The organism is Vibrio sp. Vb1980, from assembly GCF_033338615.1.
GTDB classification, from domain to species: domain Bacteria; phylum Pseudomonadota; class Gammaproteobacteria; order Enterobacterales; family Vibrionaceae; genus Vibrio; species Vibrio alginolyticus.
In genome coordinates this window covers 556,573-573,112 of the sequence record NZ_JAWOSZ010000002.1, presented here as the reverse complement: position 1 = coordinate 573,112, position 16,540 = coordinate 556,573, and the positions used below count along the sequence as shown (strand labels likewise).

Sequence of the window (16,540 nt, the reverse complement as noted above, 5' to 3'; positions counted from 1 at the left end):
AGATCTTCCGTATTTATTACCATGTTAACCAAATAAACAATAGCTCGGTGTTCATTATGTTTAATTCTCTCACATCATTATTTAAACAACTCATTGATGGCTCTGATTTAAGCCAAACCAACACACTTTCCCCTAACATGGCTATCGCGTGTTTGCTTTGTGAAGTTTCTGGCGCAGACCATAGTGTCGATGATAGAGAACAAGAAACAAAGCGCTCTTTATTGATGAAACTGCTTTCGTTAAATGAAGAAGAATCAAATACTTTGTTAGAGCAAGCGCAACAGAAAATAAAAGATTCCGCTTCGCTGTACGACTTTACCTCTCAACTAAGAGAACTGACTCAAGAAACTCGTTACAACTTAATCAAAAGCATGTGGGAAGTCGCTTACGCAGACGGCGAAATTGACCCGCTAGAAGACGCGGTGATCCGTAAAACAGCAGAGCTACTCTATGTTGATCACAGCGAGTTCATTCGAGCGAAGTTACAGTCTCAGTAAAGTGACGAGATGAGTATATAAGTCGCTGGCTAACTCTAAGCTACCCCTAGAATGACAACAGATATCGCTTCTGTAGCCATAAAAAAACGCGCACTCTGCGCGTTTTTCAATAAGCCAACGACATTGTTATTAAAATACTGGTCAAGGTATGTGTTTAGCTCTTTCCACACTAAACAGACTGCATGACAAAACAACAATGGTTGGATGATTATTTAATTACAAGCTAGCTAGGTTCGAATAACTAAAACATGGTCAAAGCAAGCTTAGCTAAGTTGTATGCATCTACATAGCCAGAGTGTTGACGCCCTTCCCAGTCTATTCCTTTTGCTTCTTGAGCGGCTCGATGGCCTATACGTCTATCTTTAAGACGATTTTGAATACGGTAGAGTGTCGCTAAGTTGATGAACTCTGTGAACGGTGCTTCAATACCTTTTTGCTTACACTCTTCTAGAAGAATGAGGTCATCTCGCCCCCAAGATGCAAAGATTTTGTTGCGACCACCGAAGTTCTTAACCATGGATTTAAGCACTTCTTCTAGTGGGCGTCCTTGTTTTTCAATCTTACGTGGTGTGATGCCCGTTAACTCAGCGCAAAACAGAGACACTTCATCGTGTTCTGGTTTCACGTAGTATTGAGCACGCTTGACTATCTCACCTTTAGACAAATCTATTTCAGCTAACCCCACTTCGATAATTTCACCCGTGCTGCCGACGCCATTTTCGTTCCAGCAACACATTTCTAAATCGAAGCATACAATACGGTTATGGTTCATAGTTTGCCTTGGTTCCTAACATAAAAATTTAAAGCGTGCGATTCTATCGTAACACGGCGTAAAACTCGAATTTGTGCGCCCATTTAATCGCCGATCGACACATTATTACGGCCGTTTTTTTTACTCAAATAGAGTTGACTGTCCATTTTGTGATACAAGCTCTCAGGATCTTCTTCTTTATGGATAACCGCACCGATACTCAACGTACAGATGATTGATGCATCACCATAATCAAAAGCCGTACTTGCCACAACACTCCGTAACTTTTCTAGGTAAGCTTCTAGCACCGCTCTATCAATGACTTTAGAAATAATACAAAACTCGTCACCACCAGCGCGGTAAAACTTATCTCCCGGTTTTAAATTAGCACTGACCAGCTTAGTGACATGTTGCAACGCTTCATCTCCACCTAAATGGCCGTGTTTGTCATTAATCACTTTGAAGTGGTCGATATCAAAACCAACCAAGGCGAAGTTAACACCTTTGTTTATCTGATTAAGCAAGTGATCGTTGAATGCTCGGCGATTCAGTAGTTGAGTTAGAGGGTCTCGCTCTGCCATTCTTTTTAATTCAACGATTTTGAGCTCCAACATGACCGCTAAGCGCTCTTTTTCTCGAGACTGTAAATTCACAATCCAACTGATCAAAAAGGCGATTACCAATCCGGCTAGCGTCGTGCCCGCTAAAATAGAACGCTCCCAAGCTGAGACTGCGTCAGAAAGTTTAAAGTCAATACGCCATTCACGGTTAGGCAGTTGAATGGTTCGGCTTATAACGGTTCCTCGAATGTTATCCCAGCTAGCACTTTGAAAGAGAACAGGGTCATCTGCTGCGTCGAATCCCAAATCTTCTACGCGCACCGACATATCGAGCTCCGTCGCGGTTTTCGTAATCAAATCCTCAAAGTAAACCGTACTTCGGATAACACCGGTCACTACTCCTAATAAATATTTGTTCTCGAAGTCGAACACTGGATGGAACACCAGCAACCCAGTCTTAGGTATGGACTTGTCATAACCATCTTGCAGTAAGCGAACTTTATCCGAGACATTCGCTCGCCCATTTTCGGAAATATCATCCAAGATTAAATCGAAGCGTTTGCGCGAAAAATAGAAACCCAATAGAGAAAGGTTTTCCGGAGTTCTTGGGTAGATATCCGACGCGATAAAAATTGGCTCATTGTGTTCAAAAATGTACCCGTAGGTTTTGGGACCATCTTTAGGAACGGTAAACGGTTGGAAGTTTGGAAATTTTTGACGGGTCTTTAAAATATGTTCATCAAGATCTTCGAATTCAACCTTTTGCATCCATTGAAGTCCAATGAGACTTCGCGAGCTGTTAATCACTTGTTCCGCATACATCGGAAACGATGGCCAATAGCTTCGCTCAATCGAATGGAAAAAGTTTGCGCCCGCACCAATGAACTTTAGATCATTCTCGACGTTTGCTTTAAGTGATTCTGCTTGTCGGTCGGCTAAAGTATCAAACGTAGTCTGTGTATACCGTTGCTGCATTGTATAAGCAGCACCAACTACACCAGCAGTGACACATAAAGTCGCCAAAAAAGCTAAAATAGAGTCTGAATGTCGTTTTATAAAGCTCTTATGAGCGGTGCTTTGTGTCATATCGTAATTTTTGATACTTCCGTAAGTTAAACTTCGGGATCTATTGAAATACTGCGTTAGCAATGCACAAACATCAAGCAACAACCTATATTGGGGAGTCTGATCGTCGATTTTTCACGCTGTTCGTACGGTATAGTCACGAATTGTTACAGCCTTAAGCCTTGAATATGCTACCATCCGTCATCATTTTAATGTCTAAACTTGGTGCAAGATCGCAAAGACGATCGTTTTAGTGAACAAATATGAGCCAATACTGAGCACCAATAAATCAATAGAAAGAGAAAAAACGTCATGAACATTGATTTGAACCTAATTCCTCAAACGTTCGATATGCTTCACGCTGGCCTAACCGCATCGAGCGTTTTGCTTCTTCTAGTTGCAGTGTCGCGCAAATCAAAAGTGGTCGAGAAAGAGGTAGAAAAACCAGTCGAGAAAATCGTCGAGGTTGAGAAACCAGTTGAGAAGATCGTTGAAGTAGAAAAAGTAGTAGAAGTAGAGAAAGTCGTAGAGCGTGTTGTAGAAGTTGAATCAAAACTTGCAACCGCATCAACGGACTCTGCAATGCAGCTGCTTTCTATCATGCAACAAGAAGCTCGTCTGATTGACTTCCTAAAAGAAGACCTAACGTCATTCTCTGATGAAGAAGTAGGCGCAGCTGCTCGCGTAATCCACACTGGCGGTCAGAAAGTACTGAACGACTACGTGACGCTAGCGCACGTTCGTAACGAAGACGAAGAAACTCGCATTACGGTTGAAGAAGGCTTCAACCCACAAGAAATCCGCCTAACTGGCAACGTAACAGGCAGCGCGCCATTTAACGGCACGCTAGTTCACAAAGGTTGGAAGGTAACATCAATGACGTTGCCTAAACTGGCTGAGAACTACGACGCATCTGTGATCGCTCCAGCTGAGGTTGAGCTGTAATGGAACACATGAACCAAGAAAACCATTCTCAAGAAGCGTCTGTTGAAACTCAACAGACGCCTAAATTCAGTGTTGGTATCGACTTAGGTACAACACACTGTGTGATGTCTTTTGTTGATACTCACGACGAAGACGCTCGCGTTGAAGTGATGCCTATCCCGCAGTTGACTGCGCCGGGTACGGTAGAGACTCGCAGCCAATTAGGCTCTTTCCTTTACCAGCCGCACGAACACGAAATGAACCCGCAATCACGCGTTCTTCCGTGGTCGAGCGAGCCAAAAGCTCTAGTTGGTGCAATTGCACGTAACCTAGGTTCAAAAACACCAATTCGTCTTGTTGCAAGTGCGAAATCTTGGCTTTGCCACGCAGGTGTGAACCGTCGTGATGCTTTCCTGCCAGCAGGTAGCCCAGAAGAAGTGGAAAAAGTATCCCCTCTTCGTGCGACAGAGCTTTACCTAGAGCACCTAAAAGACGCTTGGAATCACGCGAACCCAAATCACAACCTTGCCGATCAAGACGTAACCATTACGGTTCCTGCTTCTTTTGATCCTGCTGCTCGCGATCTAACTGCAGAAGCAGCACGCAACGTTGGTTTTGTGCACCTAACACTTCTAGAAGAGCCACAAGCTGCACTTTACAACTGGATCGATAACAGCAACGACAAATGGCGCGACGAAGTTGAAGTTGGCGACATCGTGCTTGTGGTCGATATCGGTGGTGGTACAACCGACCTTTCTTTGGTTGAAGTAACTGAAGACGACGGCAACCTAACTCTGAACCGTATCGCGGTAGGCGAACACATCCTACTTGGCGGTGACAACATGGATCTTGCACTTGCGTACCGCTTGAAGATGAAGCTAGCGCAAGAAGGCAAAGAGCTACAGCCATGGCAAGTTCAGGCAATGACACACGCATGTCGTGACGCGAAAGAAGCGTTATTGAACGACAGCGAACTTCAGTCAGTGCCAATCGTAGTACCAAGCCGTGGTTCTAAACTGCTTGGCGCAACGCTGAAAACAGAACTGACTCAAGAAGAAGTACAACAAACACTGGTTGATGGCTTCTTCCCTCAAGTTGCAATTACTGACCACCCTGTTCAACGTAACCGTGGAGCACTAACGCAAATGGGTCTGCCTTACGCACAAGATGCAGGCATTACTCGTCACATTGCAGCGTTCTTGTCTAAGCAAGCCAATGCTCTTTCTACTTCAGGAAATGGCGCAGAAGCAGCAGCTCAAGATTTCAACCCATTCGCTAACATGCCTGGTATGCCAGGTTCGGATGCAGCGCAGTCAGCTGACTTCATCAAGCCAACCGCAATCCTATTCAACGGTGGTGTTCTGAAATCGAAACTTCTAGCAACTCGTCTAGAAGACACGATCAACGAATGGCTAATTGAAGCAGATGCAGAAATGGCAAAACGCCTAACAGGTGTAGATCTAGACCTTGCAGTTGCTAGCGGTGCGGCTTACTACGGCTCTGTGCGTCGTGGTCAGGGCGTTCGTATCCGTGGTGGTATTGCTTCGGCGTACTACGTGGGTATCGAAAGTGCGATGCCAGCTATTCCGGGCATGGCGCCGCCAATGGAAGCACTTTGTGTTGCACCATTTGGTATGGAAGAAGGCTCAAGCGTTGACGTACCAAGCCAAGAGTTTGGTTTAATCATCGGCCAGCCAGTTAACTTCCAATTCTTCGGCTCAACGGTTCGTCGTGATGACCTAGCAGGTACTCACCTAGACTACTGGGCACCAGAAGAGCTTGAAGAGCTTCCAGAAATCCAAGTAACGCTGCCTGTATCTGAAGGTCGTCGTGAAGGTGAAGTGGTTCCTGTAACCCTAGCCTCTCGCGTCACAGAGCTTGGTACGCTTTACTTAGAAGCCATTGCCGCTGATAACGGTCAAAAATGGCATGTTGAGTTCGATGTGCGCGAAGACGCGAAAAGCAACTCAGACGAAGAAGAATAAATAGAAATCAAACGGCATCCAATCGGGTGCCGTTTTTAAATACACGAAGGTTTGTATGGCATCTCCTCGTTTTCTTGTTGGTATTGACCTTGGCACCACAAACACTGTTGTGGCGTACTGTGAAATCACCGACAACCTTGAACAATCCGAAGTATCCCTATTCGACATCGACCAATTGATTGGCCCGGGTGAAGTGGTTCGTAAGCCATTGCTGCCCTCTTTCCGCTATCACCCTGCGGTTGGTCAAATCTCCCCTTCTGACCTAACACTCCCTTGGGAAAACGAGCCTGTCTCTGGCGACATTAGTAATGTGATCGTGGGTGAATGGGCTCGTGAATTAGGCGCGAAGGTGGAAGGACGTCAGGTATCCAGTGCTAAAAGCTGGCTATCGCACCAAGCAGTGGATCGTAGTTCAGACATTCTTCCTTGGGCGGGCGCGCAAGACGTAGATAAAGTCTCACCCGTTATTGCCAGCGCAAGCTACCTCAACCACATTCGTCAAGCATGGAACTACCGTCACCCTAGCAATAAGCTAGAAGACCAAGATGTGGTTGTGACCGTTCCAGCTTCGTTCGATGAAACCGCTCGTAAACTCACGCTTGAAGCTGCACAGCTGGCTGGTTTAAAGAAAATCGTCCTGCTCGAAGAACCACAAGCCGTATGTTACGACTGGTACGCACGCCACCAGCAAACCGCAGCTGATGAACTCAAAGAGTTACCGCTGATTCTGGTGTGTGATGTGGGCGGTGGTACTACCGACTTGAGCTTGATTGAAGCCAGTTTCTCTTCTCAAGATGAACTAGCCCTTGATCGTATTGGTGTTGGCGAACACTTAATGCTGGGCGGTGACAACCTCGACTTAGCATTAGCGCACCTTGCGGAGAGCCGCCTTTCTCAAAATAAAGGGGAACAAAGTAAGAAGCTCACTGCTGCAAGCCTGACTAAGCTGATTCAGCAAACTCGCAAAGCGAAAGAAAACTTGCTTTCAGCGAGTGCACCTGAAGAAGTGAAGATCACCATGCTGGGCAGCGGCTCGAAACTTCTTGGCGGAACAAAGAGTATTGGGCTGAGCAAACAAGAAGTGCATCAAATCGCTTTGGATGGCTTCTTCCCGCTTTCTGATTTCAGTGAAGTACCAGACAAGCGCCGCAGCGCCGTTGTCGAGTTTGGTCTTCCATACGTTGCTGACCCAGCAGTGAGCAAACACGTTGCCGAGTTCTTAACTCAGCATCAGCAAGTTGCTCGCGCCGCTCTCGGCATTGAAGACGACAAACAAAATGCAATTCCGGTAGGCTTGCTACTTAACGGTGGTGTGTTCAACAGTGAGCTTGTGACTGAGCGCGTCACTACCCTACTTTCCGATTGGCGCGGCGCACCAGTTACGGTATTAGATAACCCTCATCCAGATTGGTCTGTTGCGCTGGGTGCCGTTGCCTTTGGTAAAGCACGTCGTGGTGCACAGCTTAAAATTGGTGGTGGTGCAGCGCGTTCTTACTTCTTGCATCTTCAAGAAAAGAACAAGATGGGCAAAGCGCTCTGTTTGCTTGCAAAAGGTACAGAAGAAGGTCATGAGATCCGCTTAAGTGGTCGTCGTTTCTCGCTTACCCTAGGTGAACCCGTTCGCTTTAACCTGCTGACGTCTACCCACGACACCTTAACCAATAACACCGCTATTCAAAACGGTGTGATGGTGGACGTTGATCCTGACTTATTTGCCCCTCTTCCGCCTTATATCACCACCCTTGAAGGTGAAGGCGCTGAACTGCAAGCCAACCAGAAAGAGCGTGTAGAAGTACAACTGGCGTGTCAGTTGACCGAAGTCGGCACACTTAAGATGGAATGTGTCAGCGCAGAAGATGACAGCAAACGTTGGGAGCTTGAGTTCGAAGTTCGTAACAAGCAAACCGACGACAGCGAGCAAGTTAAGCTTCACCCTAAACTGAACGAATGTAAGGAGCTGATCGCTCGTCTTTACAGCGGCAACAAGAAAAGCGCAGAAAGCAAAGAGATCAAAACCTTAGCCAAAGATCTTGAGAAGAAACTTGGCAAACGTGACGAGTGGGATTTCACGACCCTACGTCAACTGTTCGATACCTTTGCACAAGGTCGTAAGCGTCGTCGCCGTTCTGAACAACACGAGAAAAACTGGCTTCGTTTGGCAGGCTTTGCATTGCGTCCGGGCTTTGGCGATCCAACCGACTCATGGCGTATTGAGCAAGTTTGGGGTCTCTACCAACAAAACATTCAGTTTAAGAACCATCAAGGTTGGACCGACTGGTGGGTGTTCTGGCGTCGTATCGCAGGTGGCTTGAGCCAAGAGCAACAAGAGACCATCTTGGCGGACATCGCGAAATACCTACATCCTGGTGCGATGAAAAACCCACAATCCGCCAAAGCGGCACAAGATATGGGTTACGAGTCGATGGTACGTTTGTCAGCCTCTCTGGAGCATCTAGAAGTCGAAGACAAAGTTCTATTGGCAACGTGGTTCTTGAGCAAAGCCATCAACCATAACCAGTTTGAACAAGCACACTGGTGGGCAATGGGGCGCTTGGCATCACGTACGCCTTTGTATGGCAGTCAGCATAACGTCGTTCCTCGTGAACAAGCGGAACAGTGGCTGCCTAAGCTGTTAGAGCAGAACTGGCAGAAAGAGCCAATGATCGCGTTTGCAGCTGTAATGATTTGTCGTAAGACGGGTGACCGCCTATTCGATATCTCAGACGACTACCGTGAACAGGTACTAGCTAAGTTGCAGCAAAGCAAGGTACCTGAATCTTGGGTATCATTGGTTGAAGAAGTCAAAGAGCTATCTGAGAGCGAATCGAAGCGTATCTTCGGTGATGCACTCCCAAGCGGTCTGACGCTGGTAAACAACTAAGCTCCCATGCTTATAAACGCAACAAAGCCCTTCTCGTGAAGGGCTTTGTTTTATCTGATTCGACTTGCTGACCAAAGACAACTCGTTAGTTCATTTCCGTATTGATCACCACATCACGCGTTTCATTATCCATATCACTGATGCCGACAACTGAGATTTCACGGTCAGATAAATTCTCAATCATGCTGTCTTCCAACCCACCGTCCGTCATCCACGCATAGAATTTTTCCGCAATACGATCCGAACCTTCCCCGACAAACGTTAATGTGACCTTCTTCATTTGTGACACTCCATCAATTTACGATTCAGCCACTTAAGCGTAGTATGTTTCGCAAATATCGACATAAACTAGGACTAACTTCTTTTATGAGTATCGAAAAATTTGACGCGATTTATCAGCGCGCTGCTGAGCGTAAAGGTGGTGAAGATCAACTTGAAGCACTTTTGTCTCATCCACTAAGCAAAGAAGAATTGGCAGCGATTCCCGACGACCGTTGGCTGGCCGCTTTTTCGATGAAAGTATTCCAAAGTGGGATTTCGTGGAGCGTGGTTCGCAACAAGTGGCCGAACTTCGAAGAAGTGTTCTTCGGATTTAAGATTGAGCCGCTGTTGATGCTGTCAGATGAGCAATGGGAAACCAAAGCAACCGACAAACGCATCATTCGCCACCTCACTAAAGTCATGTCGATTCCTGCCAACGCTCGTATGATCCACGAAGCAAAAATCGAATACGGTTCGTTTGGCAAAATGGTTGCCGATTGGCCGCAAGAGAAAATCACCGACCTATGGGCGTATTTGAAGAAACGTGGTAATCGCCTAGGCGGAAATACAGGCCCTTACACACTGCGTCAAATGGGCGTTGATACCTTCATCTTGTCTAGCGACGTTGAAGCTTACCTGCGTAATTGCAAGATCATTGAAGGTGGCAAAGATACGAAGAAATCGCTCGATGCCACCAACAAAGCGTTTGTTCAATGGCAGCAAGAAAGTGGCAGAAGCCTGTCTGAGATCAGCCAAATTATTGCGTTCAGCACCGGCGATAACCGTATTTAATCCAGACTGCACACAAAACAATAACGGCGCACTAATCATTATATTTAGTGTGCCGTTTTAATGTTCATTGGTTCAAGTACAAACTTACTTTGAAGCCAGTGATTCCCACTCCGTCAGTAGCTGCATAATACGGTGAGAGTCTTCCCACGTTGCACAAGGGTTCTCTAACGATGTACGCCCTGCTTCAACCGCCTGGCGAATATTGCGCACTTGATAGAAGAAAGCGTCTCCAGCTGCCGATACAGACACTTCACGCTTCGACGTCTCGTAAATTTCCACACTAAACTGGTTTTCTTGCGTTGGTAGCCATGGATTTGAATCTAACGTAATACAGCCTTTGCTACCCAGAATGGTGAATTGGTGTTTCAATCCATGATCTTCGGCAGTGTGTACGCTCGCCGTTTGTTGCTCACCAAATTGCATCATCAAACTCGATTCACAGATATTCCCATCGTTACCTTGTCGACCAATCGCTGTCATTGAACGGTTCTCAAAGGTTTGTTCACCCAACATGGTTTTCACCACCAAATGCACCAATGACATTGGGTAACAACCTAAATTATACAAAGCACCTTTACTGTCTGGATTAACAAACTGCGTAATCGATGCAATATAAGACGTATGGATGGAGCGAAGTTCACCAACCTCTCCCGATTTAAGCACCGAAACAAACTCGCTGATCAACGGGTGATGTAAATACATTAAGCCTTCAGCAAAGAATACCTTGTGCGTTTCGACTGCTTTTAGTGCCAACTCGGTTTTTTCCATATCTACCGAGAGTGACTTTTCACACAGGATCGCTTTCCCCTGCTCTGCCGCTTTGACGATAAAGTCATGATGAAGATGATTTGGCAGTGCGATGTAAATAATGTCGACTTGCTCATCGGCAATCAACGCATCGTAATCGGTGAACGTATTCTCGATGCCATATTGCTCAGCGAATGTCTTTAAGTTCTGCTCCGAACGCCCAGCAACCGCGTACAGTTCACTCTTGTCATCGCCTTGGATTGCCTCAGCCATGACACCTGAGATAAAGCTTGTGCCTAAAATGCCCCATTTCATGTTCACGTCTCCTATTTAGCTTGGGTTTCGAATGCTTGAACTAACTTCGCCATTTCAGCCGCAATAAACGCTTGTGTATGCGGCATAGCAAAATGCGCTTCAATCGCGGCGCTGTTTTCATATCGCTCCCAAAGAATCACACGTTGTGGATCGTTAGAATCGTAGGTCGCATTCGCTTGCAAGCACCCCGCTTCACTTTGCATATCAAGGCAAAATTGTTCAATGGCTTCAACCACTTGTTGTCTTGGCTTATCGGCATTCATTTTCAGTTCGGCGGTAACAAAAATCGTCTCGCTCATGATGGATCTCTTTCTCCATTCTTAATCATACGCCCACTGTAATTAACCTCATTTGATTGATAAACTTTGCTTTAGTTATTTCTTTATCAACTCTGGGTGTGCAATGGATAAATTAACAAGCATGAAAGTTTTCGCTTACGTGGTCGAACACGGCAGCTTTCGTAATGCAGCACACCACTTTGATATTTCACCGACCATGGTTGGCAAGCACGTGAGCTTTCTTGAGCAAAGCTTAGGTACACAGCTGATTCATCGCACCACGCGCAAACAGTCCCTGACCGAAGCCGGTAGACTCTACTACCAAGAGTGCCACCGCATTATTGAAGACATCACCAACGCAGAGAACCTGATCCAGACGCTGATCAACCGTCCAACCGGAACAGTAAAAGTTAACTGCCCTGTCACGTATGGCAAAAAGGTCATTGCTCCTATCGTGGCTGCCTTCTTAGCTGAATTTCCCGATTTGAACGTTGAGCTGATGTTGGACAACAATTTGATTGACCCATATCGAAGCGAAGCTGACGTGATTATTCGAATCGGTGAATTGGTCGATTCGTCGTTAGTCGCGAGAAAATTGGGTGAATACCACATGACTTACTGCGCCTCACCCTCTTACCTTGAGCAACATGCCCCTATCCAATCGCTTGATGACCTTGAACATCATCATTGTTTGGGGTTTCAGTATCACCAAGGAGAAAGCCAACAAGTGGTGAACATGCCATCTAATACCTTTGGAAACAGCAACACCCGATTAACGTCTAATAATGGCGATGTACTTAAGTTTGCCGCGTTAAAAGGCTCTGGTCTTCTTCTGCAACCAAAGATCTTAGTTGAACAGGAAATCCAATCTGGTGCCTTGGTAGAAATTCTCCAGCAACATGCCCCCAAGCCAAAACCGATACATCTGCTTTACCGTTCAAAACAGCTTTCCCTTAAAAACCGCACCTTGGTTGATTTTGTTCTTTCGCATGTGAATCCGTAACGCCACCTCATAAAGCGGCGACAATTTAGCCATTCAATCAACTTTTATTGTCGATATGATAAATATTATTTCTCGTTAATTGTCTTTATTTTTCATGCCGTTAGTAAAGATCGCTCATTTAGCGAACACCATTTGTTGATTCCCATCAATTGCATTGCTCTGACAAAGTGACTAGGATTGCCGCCTTTCCTGAGTGAACTATCAAAATAACATCGAGAAATTTAATCTAATTTCTCTTCAAGTTCGTGCGCAATCACGACATTTGCACTCATTTCAAACTGCATAAGCATATTCCCTTGCTTATGAAAACGACATTGATTTCTCAACACTTTTGGTCACGTATGTGACTTTTTTCGTTGGGAGCGATTTTTCAATCAAGGTTGGTCACAAGGACGCTACCCCTTGACTGCATTTACTGGAGGATAAAATGCCTAAAGGTCTAATGCTGACTGACTTAGCCATTGCTGGCTTACTATTGATTTTGGCAAAAGTCATTCGCGTTCACACGCCACTACTACAACGTATGTACATTCCATCGGCGGTTCTCGCGGGATTATTCGGTCTGATTTTTGGACCAGCCCTGCTAAACGTACTGCCTTGGACCGACACCTTTACCGCTAACGCAAGCCTGTTAACTGCTGCACTTTTTTCTGCGTTAGGTCTGGCAACGGATGTTCCATCACCTAAAACCGTCGCACAGCGTGCTGGCTCATTGTGGGCGTTTAACCAAATCGCTTCTGTTTCTCAGTGGTTGTTTGCGGCAATGTTTGGTCTAGTTCTCACAACCTTCTTCTGGCCAGAGATTAATCCCGGCTTTGGTGTGACAATGTCTGCGGGCTTTATGGGTGGTCACGGGTCTGCCTCTGTTGTTGGTGAAATCTTCACGGGGCTTGGCTGGGAAGATGGCTTCACACTTGGCTTAACGTTCGCAACCGTGGGTATTTTCATTTCAATTTCTGTCGGCATGCTCATGCTGCAATTCGCATTGAAGATGGGTTGGATTCGTAGCTTTACGACATTCGATAGCATGGATGAACACGAACGCAAGGGGCTCGTTAAGCCTGATGATCAAGAGCTGGTAATGAAAGACACCATGTCTTCCCTGTCGGTTGATTCTTTTGCGATTCACGCGGCGTTGGTTGTAGTGGTAACAGCTTTCTCGTATGTAGCGGCTAACTACTTATCTTCTTTCCACGATAAGGTACAAATCCCTACGTTCGTAACTGGCTTCCTTGGCGGCATGCTCGTGCGAATCGTCGCGAAACAAACGAAAGCTTCACGCTATCTTTGTGACGGTGCATTCAAACACGCTGCGGGCATCAGTACCGATTATTTGATTATCTTTGGTATCTCAGCCATCAAGATTACCGTCCTAGCCCAGTATTTAATGCCGATGTTAGTGCTTGCAATCGGCGGTATCGCCTTCACACTATGGCTAATCTTCTGGGTTGCCCCACGTATCATGGGAGAAGATTGGTTCGAGAAAGGCATTTTCTCTTGGGGTTGGTTAACCGGTACGGTTGCCATGGGTATTGCGTTGCTTCGTATTGTTGATCCAAAAATGCGTAGCAAGGTGCTTGATGATTACGCCATCGCTTATGTCCCTGGCTCAATCACTGACATCTTCATCATCTCTTTGATGCCAATCGCGATGTATAACGGCATGCACTGGCAAGCGCTTGGTGTAGGATTAGGTTACATCGCAATTGTCTTATTTATTTGGCGATTCATTTTTAAACGTAACCGCAGTGCTCTGACACACGAATCTTAGTCGCTTTACTCGGGAGGATTTTATCCTCTCGAGTTCATTCCTTGGTTTTTATCAAAATCACTCCTCATCTCGAAGATAAGCAACTTGTTTTATATTTGAGATTTGCCATCCCGATCTCTTACTATCATTCTTTTTTAATACTTGACCTGAAAGTTTCTATATCAGAATAGCCGCCTATTCGTTTCTAAAACATGGAGAAAGGCTGTGCGTCGCTCTCAAGGATTTACTCTTATTGAACTCATTGTGTGCATCATCATTCTTGGTATTGTAAGCGTCGTTGCATTTCCTAAATTTCTTGGCTTACAAAAAGATGCCAGAGTGGCGGTTCTATATGGAGCCAGAGAAGCACTCATGACCGCCAACAACTTTGTCTACACCAAAGCAGTGATTCAATCTCAAGAGACAGTAGATGGCGGCATACAATATAACATTGATCTAGATAATGACGGCCATAACGACCTAATTGGTTACTTTGGATTTATCAAAAATGTTATTCCAGCAAAAGAGCTAGCAGGCTTTGATCCGCAACTCACTATCAACACTTGGTATGGGGTAGATAGCCCAGACGAGCCCTACTTCCTTATTGGTTTTGCAAACAAGCCTGTTGGTCCAGAACATATGTGTTATGTCGAAGTTTACTACCCAGAAACTCCTGGTGGCCAAGTGAAATACAAAATACAAACTGACGATTGCTAATTCCCATAGAGAGTGGCAGTAACACTTTTACTTTTGGTGTCTTCATCGTTATTGCAAGGTCATGGCTCCAAAACCACCATTAACAACTATTTCACATAATGTCGTCGCACAGTTAGCTCATAGAGATAAAACCAGTAATTTGCGCCGACACATGGTTATAATTGAAACAATCTATCGTTTTTAAACCCGCCTATAACTTGTGCTTGTAAACTCATCATTTCGCTCAATAATAGTTCTATAACAAATTCAATAATTTAAAGCGGGAGGCGTAATGAGAATATTCTGGCAGCTACGTTGGTATTTCCAACAAAAGTGGAGGCACTATGTCGGATCCATTCTGCTTTTCGCTGTGATATCAGCACTACAGCTTGTTCCGCCCAAAGCAGTTGGCATCATAGTTGATGGCGTCGTAGACAACACTTTAGATACAAATACGCTGATTCTATGGCTCTCAGGGTTAACTGTACTGATCTTTACTATTTATGGGTGTCGCATCTTATGGCGAATTTGGCTTTTCGGCGCAAGCTGGGAGCTCGGGACCATTCTACGTAACCGTCTATATAGGCATTTATCGACACAGCCACCTCGTTTTTTTGAACGTTACAAGACGGGGGATCTGATGGCTCGTGGCACTAATGATGTGCGTAATATCGTTATGACAGCCGGCGAAGGGGTTTTAACCGCCGCAGACTCTTTGATCACTGGTATTGCGGTTTTAATCATTATGGTAACGCAAGTAAGCTGGAAGCTCACCGTAATGGCGCTTCTTCCAATGCCATTTCTTGCCATCATCATCTTCTTTATTGTGCGTATCCTACATCAACGCTTTCGTGTCGCTCAGGAAGCCTTTTCTACCATGTCAGACATGACACAAGAGTCACTTAATGGCGTGCGAATGCTGCGTGCTTTCGGATTAGAAAACCAAGAGCAGCAACGTTTTGAAGAGGTTGTGGATGATACTGGCGAAAAGAACATCGCTGTCGCAAGAGTCGATGCTAGATTTGACCCGGCAATTCAGTTAACCATCGGTCTTTCTTTCCTTCTTAGTGTCGCTGCTGGTGCTTACCTTGTTGATAAAGGTGAGATCACGCTTGGTGATCTGACCGCATTTACGATGTATTTAGGGTTGATGATATGGCCGATGCTGGCATTCGCATTCCTATTTAACATTTTAGAAAGAGGCTCTGCTGCATGGAACCGATTACAAGAGATCTTTGATGAAAAGCCAGAAATTATCAGTGGCAATAAACCAATAGAAAATAAACCACTTCCGTTAAAAATTGATATCGACGATTTCCATTGGTCTAGTGATTTACCGCCCGCTTTGACGGAAGTATACATCGAACTGGAACCCGGAAAAATGTTGGGAGTTGCAGGGCCGGTAGGAAGCGGAAAATCGACCCTGTTAACACTACTTTTGCGTCAACATGATTTAGAAAACGGCTCAATTAAATTCGGGGATGTCGAGATCAAGGATGCCCTACTACCGCAGTGGCGCAACCGTTTTGCTGTCGTTAACCAAAGTCCGTTTCTATTCTCCAAATCTATCTTCGAAAATATTGCCTTAGGCAACCCTAATGCAGAGAAAGAAGAAGTCTATAGAGCAGCAAAGTTAGCCTGTATACATGACGATATTGAAAAGTTTCCTGAAGGCTACCAAACAGAAGTTGGTGAAAAAGGCATTACACTCTCCGGCGGGCAAAAACAACGTATTGCGATAGCACGCGCTATGCTGCTGAATGCCCAAGTGTTGGTTTTGGACGATGCACTTTCCGCTGTTGATGGACGGACCGAACATCAAATCCTTAAGAATTTGGAAACACACTACCGTGATCAAGCCCTAATCGTTATTGCGCACCGCCTCACCGCTTTGGAAGCAGCAGACGAGATCATTGTATTGAATCACGGACACATTACTGAACGTGGGCAACATAGCGCTTTATTAGCGCATCAAGGCTGGTACGCCGAGATGTTCGAGTATCAGAAACTAGAGCAGGCGATGGAGGAATAATGA

At 45.5% G+C, this 16,540-nt stretch carries 14 protein-coding genes; 9 read left to right on the top strand and 5 right to left on the bottom strand.

The annotated features are described in order from the left end of the window. Positions 1-56: 56 nt before the first annotated feature. Positions 57-497: a TerB family tellurite resistance protein gene (locus R7F64_RS05730; protein WP_017820644.1), complete on the top strand. Its 441-nt coding sequence runs from the start codon at positions 57-59 to the stop codon at positions 495-497. Between the two features lie 241 nt (positions 498-738). On the opposite strand, the gene R7F64_RS05725 is transcribed toward R7F64_RS05730, so the two are convergent. Next, positions 739-1,269, bottom strand: a complete 531-nt coding sequence (locus R7F64_RS05725) for a 3'-5' exonuclease (protein WP_033905248.1) — start codon at positions 1,267-1,269, stop codon at positions 739-741. A gap of 83 nt (positions 1,270-1,352) precedes the next feature. Further along, complete coding sequence (locus R7F64_RS05720) at positions 1,353-2,894, bottom strand: sensor domain-containing diguanylate cyclase (RefSeq protein ID WP_158156356.1); 1,542 nt, start codon at positions 2,892-2,894, stop codon at positions 1,353-1,355. A gap of 291 nt (positions 2,895-3,185) precedes the next feature. Between R7F64_RS05720 and R7F64_RS05715 the strand changes: the two genes are divergently transcribed. Genes R7F64_RS05715 through R7F64_RS05705 form a run of 3 tightly spaced genes read left to right on the top strand, consistent with a single transcriptional unit; the run spans position 3,186 to position 8,663 of the window. After that, positions 3,186-3,818, top strand: coding sequence for a DUF2760 domain-containing protein (locus R7F64_RS05715; RefSeq protein ID WP_318071522.1), 633 nt, complete (start codon positions 3,186-3,188; stop codon positions 3,816-3,818). Then, positions 3,818-5,782, top strand: coding sequence for an Hsp70 family protein (locus R7F64_RS05710; RefSeq protein ID WP_199267695.1), 1,965 nt, complete (start codon positions 3,818-3,820; stop codon positions 5,780-5,782). The genes R7F64_RS05715 and R7F64_RS05710 overlap by 1 nt, the downstream gene beginning before the upstream one ends. Positions 5,783-5,837: 55 nt before the next feature. Beyond that, positions 5,838-8,663, top strand: coding sequence for an Hsp70 family protein (locus R7F64_RS05705; RefSeq protein ID WP_318071521.1), 2,826 nt, complete (start codon positions 5,838-5,840; stop codon positions 8,661-8,663). 85 nt (positions 8,664-8,748) lie between these two features. Here R7F64_RS05705 and R7F64_RS05700 read toward each other — a convergent pair whose 3' ends face one another. Next, positions 8,749-8,943: a hypothetical protein gene (locus R7F64_RS05700; protein WP_005377692.1), complete on the bottom strand. Its 195-nt coding sequence runs from the start codon at positions 8,941-8,943 to the stop codon at positions 8,749-8,751. Between the two features lie 86 nt (positions 8,944-9,029). On the opposite strand from R7F64_RS05700, the gene R7F64_RS05695 reads away from it, so the two are divergent. Beyond that, positions 9,030-9,716 (top strand): DNA-3-methyladenine glycosylase I, encoded by a 687-nt coding sequence (locus R7F64_RS05695; RefSeq protein WP_005377694.1) that lies wholly within the window; start codon positions 9,030-9,032, stop codon positions 9,714-9,716. An 84-nt stretch (positions 9,717-9,800) separates the two neighbouring features. Here the strand turns inward: R7F64_RS05695 and R7F64_RS05690 are convergent, their stop codons facing one another. Both R7F64_RS05690 and R7F64_RS05685 read right to left on the bottom strand, forming a co-directional pair. Next, positions 9,801-10,778, bottom strand: coding sequence for a Gfo/Idh/MocA family oxidoreductase (locus tag R7F64_RS05690; protein WP_318071520.1), 978 nt, complete (start codon positions 10,776-10,778; stop codon positions 9,801-9,803). 11 nt (positions 10,779-10,789) lie between these two features. Beyond that, positions 10,790-11,077: a putative quinol monooxygenase gene (locus R7F64_RS05685; RefSeq protein ID WP_318071519.1), complete on the bottom strand. Its 288-nt coding sequence runs from the start codon at positions 11,075-11,077 to the stop codon at positions 10,790-10,792. A 103-nt stretch (positions 11,078-11,180) separates the two neighbouring features. Here R7F64_RS05685 and R7F64_RS05680 point away from each other — a divergent pair, with 103 nt between their 5' ends. The 4 genes from R7F64_RS05680 (at position 11,181) to R7F64_RS05665 (ending at position 16,537) form a co-directional block, all read left to right on the top strand. After that, positions 11,181-12,059, top strand: coding sequence for a LysR family transcriptional regulator (locus R7F64_RS05680; RefSeq protein ID WP_318071518.1), 879 nt, complete (start codon positions 11,181-11,183; stop codon positions 12,057-12,059). A gap of 427 nt (positions 12,060-12,486) precedes the next feature. Continuing rightward, a complete protein-coding gene (locus tag R7F64_RS05675; RefSeq protein ID WP_318071517.1) occupies positions 12,487-13,830 on the top strand; it encodes a sodium/glutamate symporter in 1,344 nt (447 codons plus the stop codon). Between the two features lie 204 nt (positions 13,831-14,034). Next, positions 14,035-14,526 (top strand): type II secretion system protein, encoded by a 492-nt coding sequence (locus R7F64_RS05670; RefSeq protein ID WP_005377704.1) that lies wholly within the window; start codon positions 14,035-14,037, stop codon positions 14,524-14,526. Positions 14,527-14,797: 271 nt separating this feature from the next. Further along, on the top strand, positions 14,798-16,537 hold the full coding sequence (locus tag R7F64_RS05665) for an ABC transporter transmembrane domain-containing protein (RefSeq protein ID WP_318071516.1): 1,740 nt from the start codon (positions 14,798-14,800) through the stop codon (positions 16,535-16,537). The last annotated feature ends 3 nt before the right edge of the window (positions 16,538-16,540 follow it).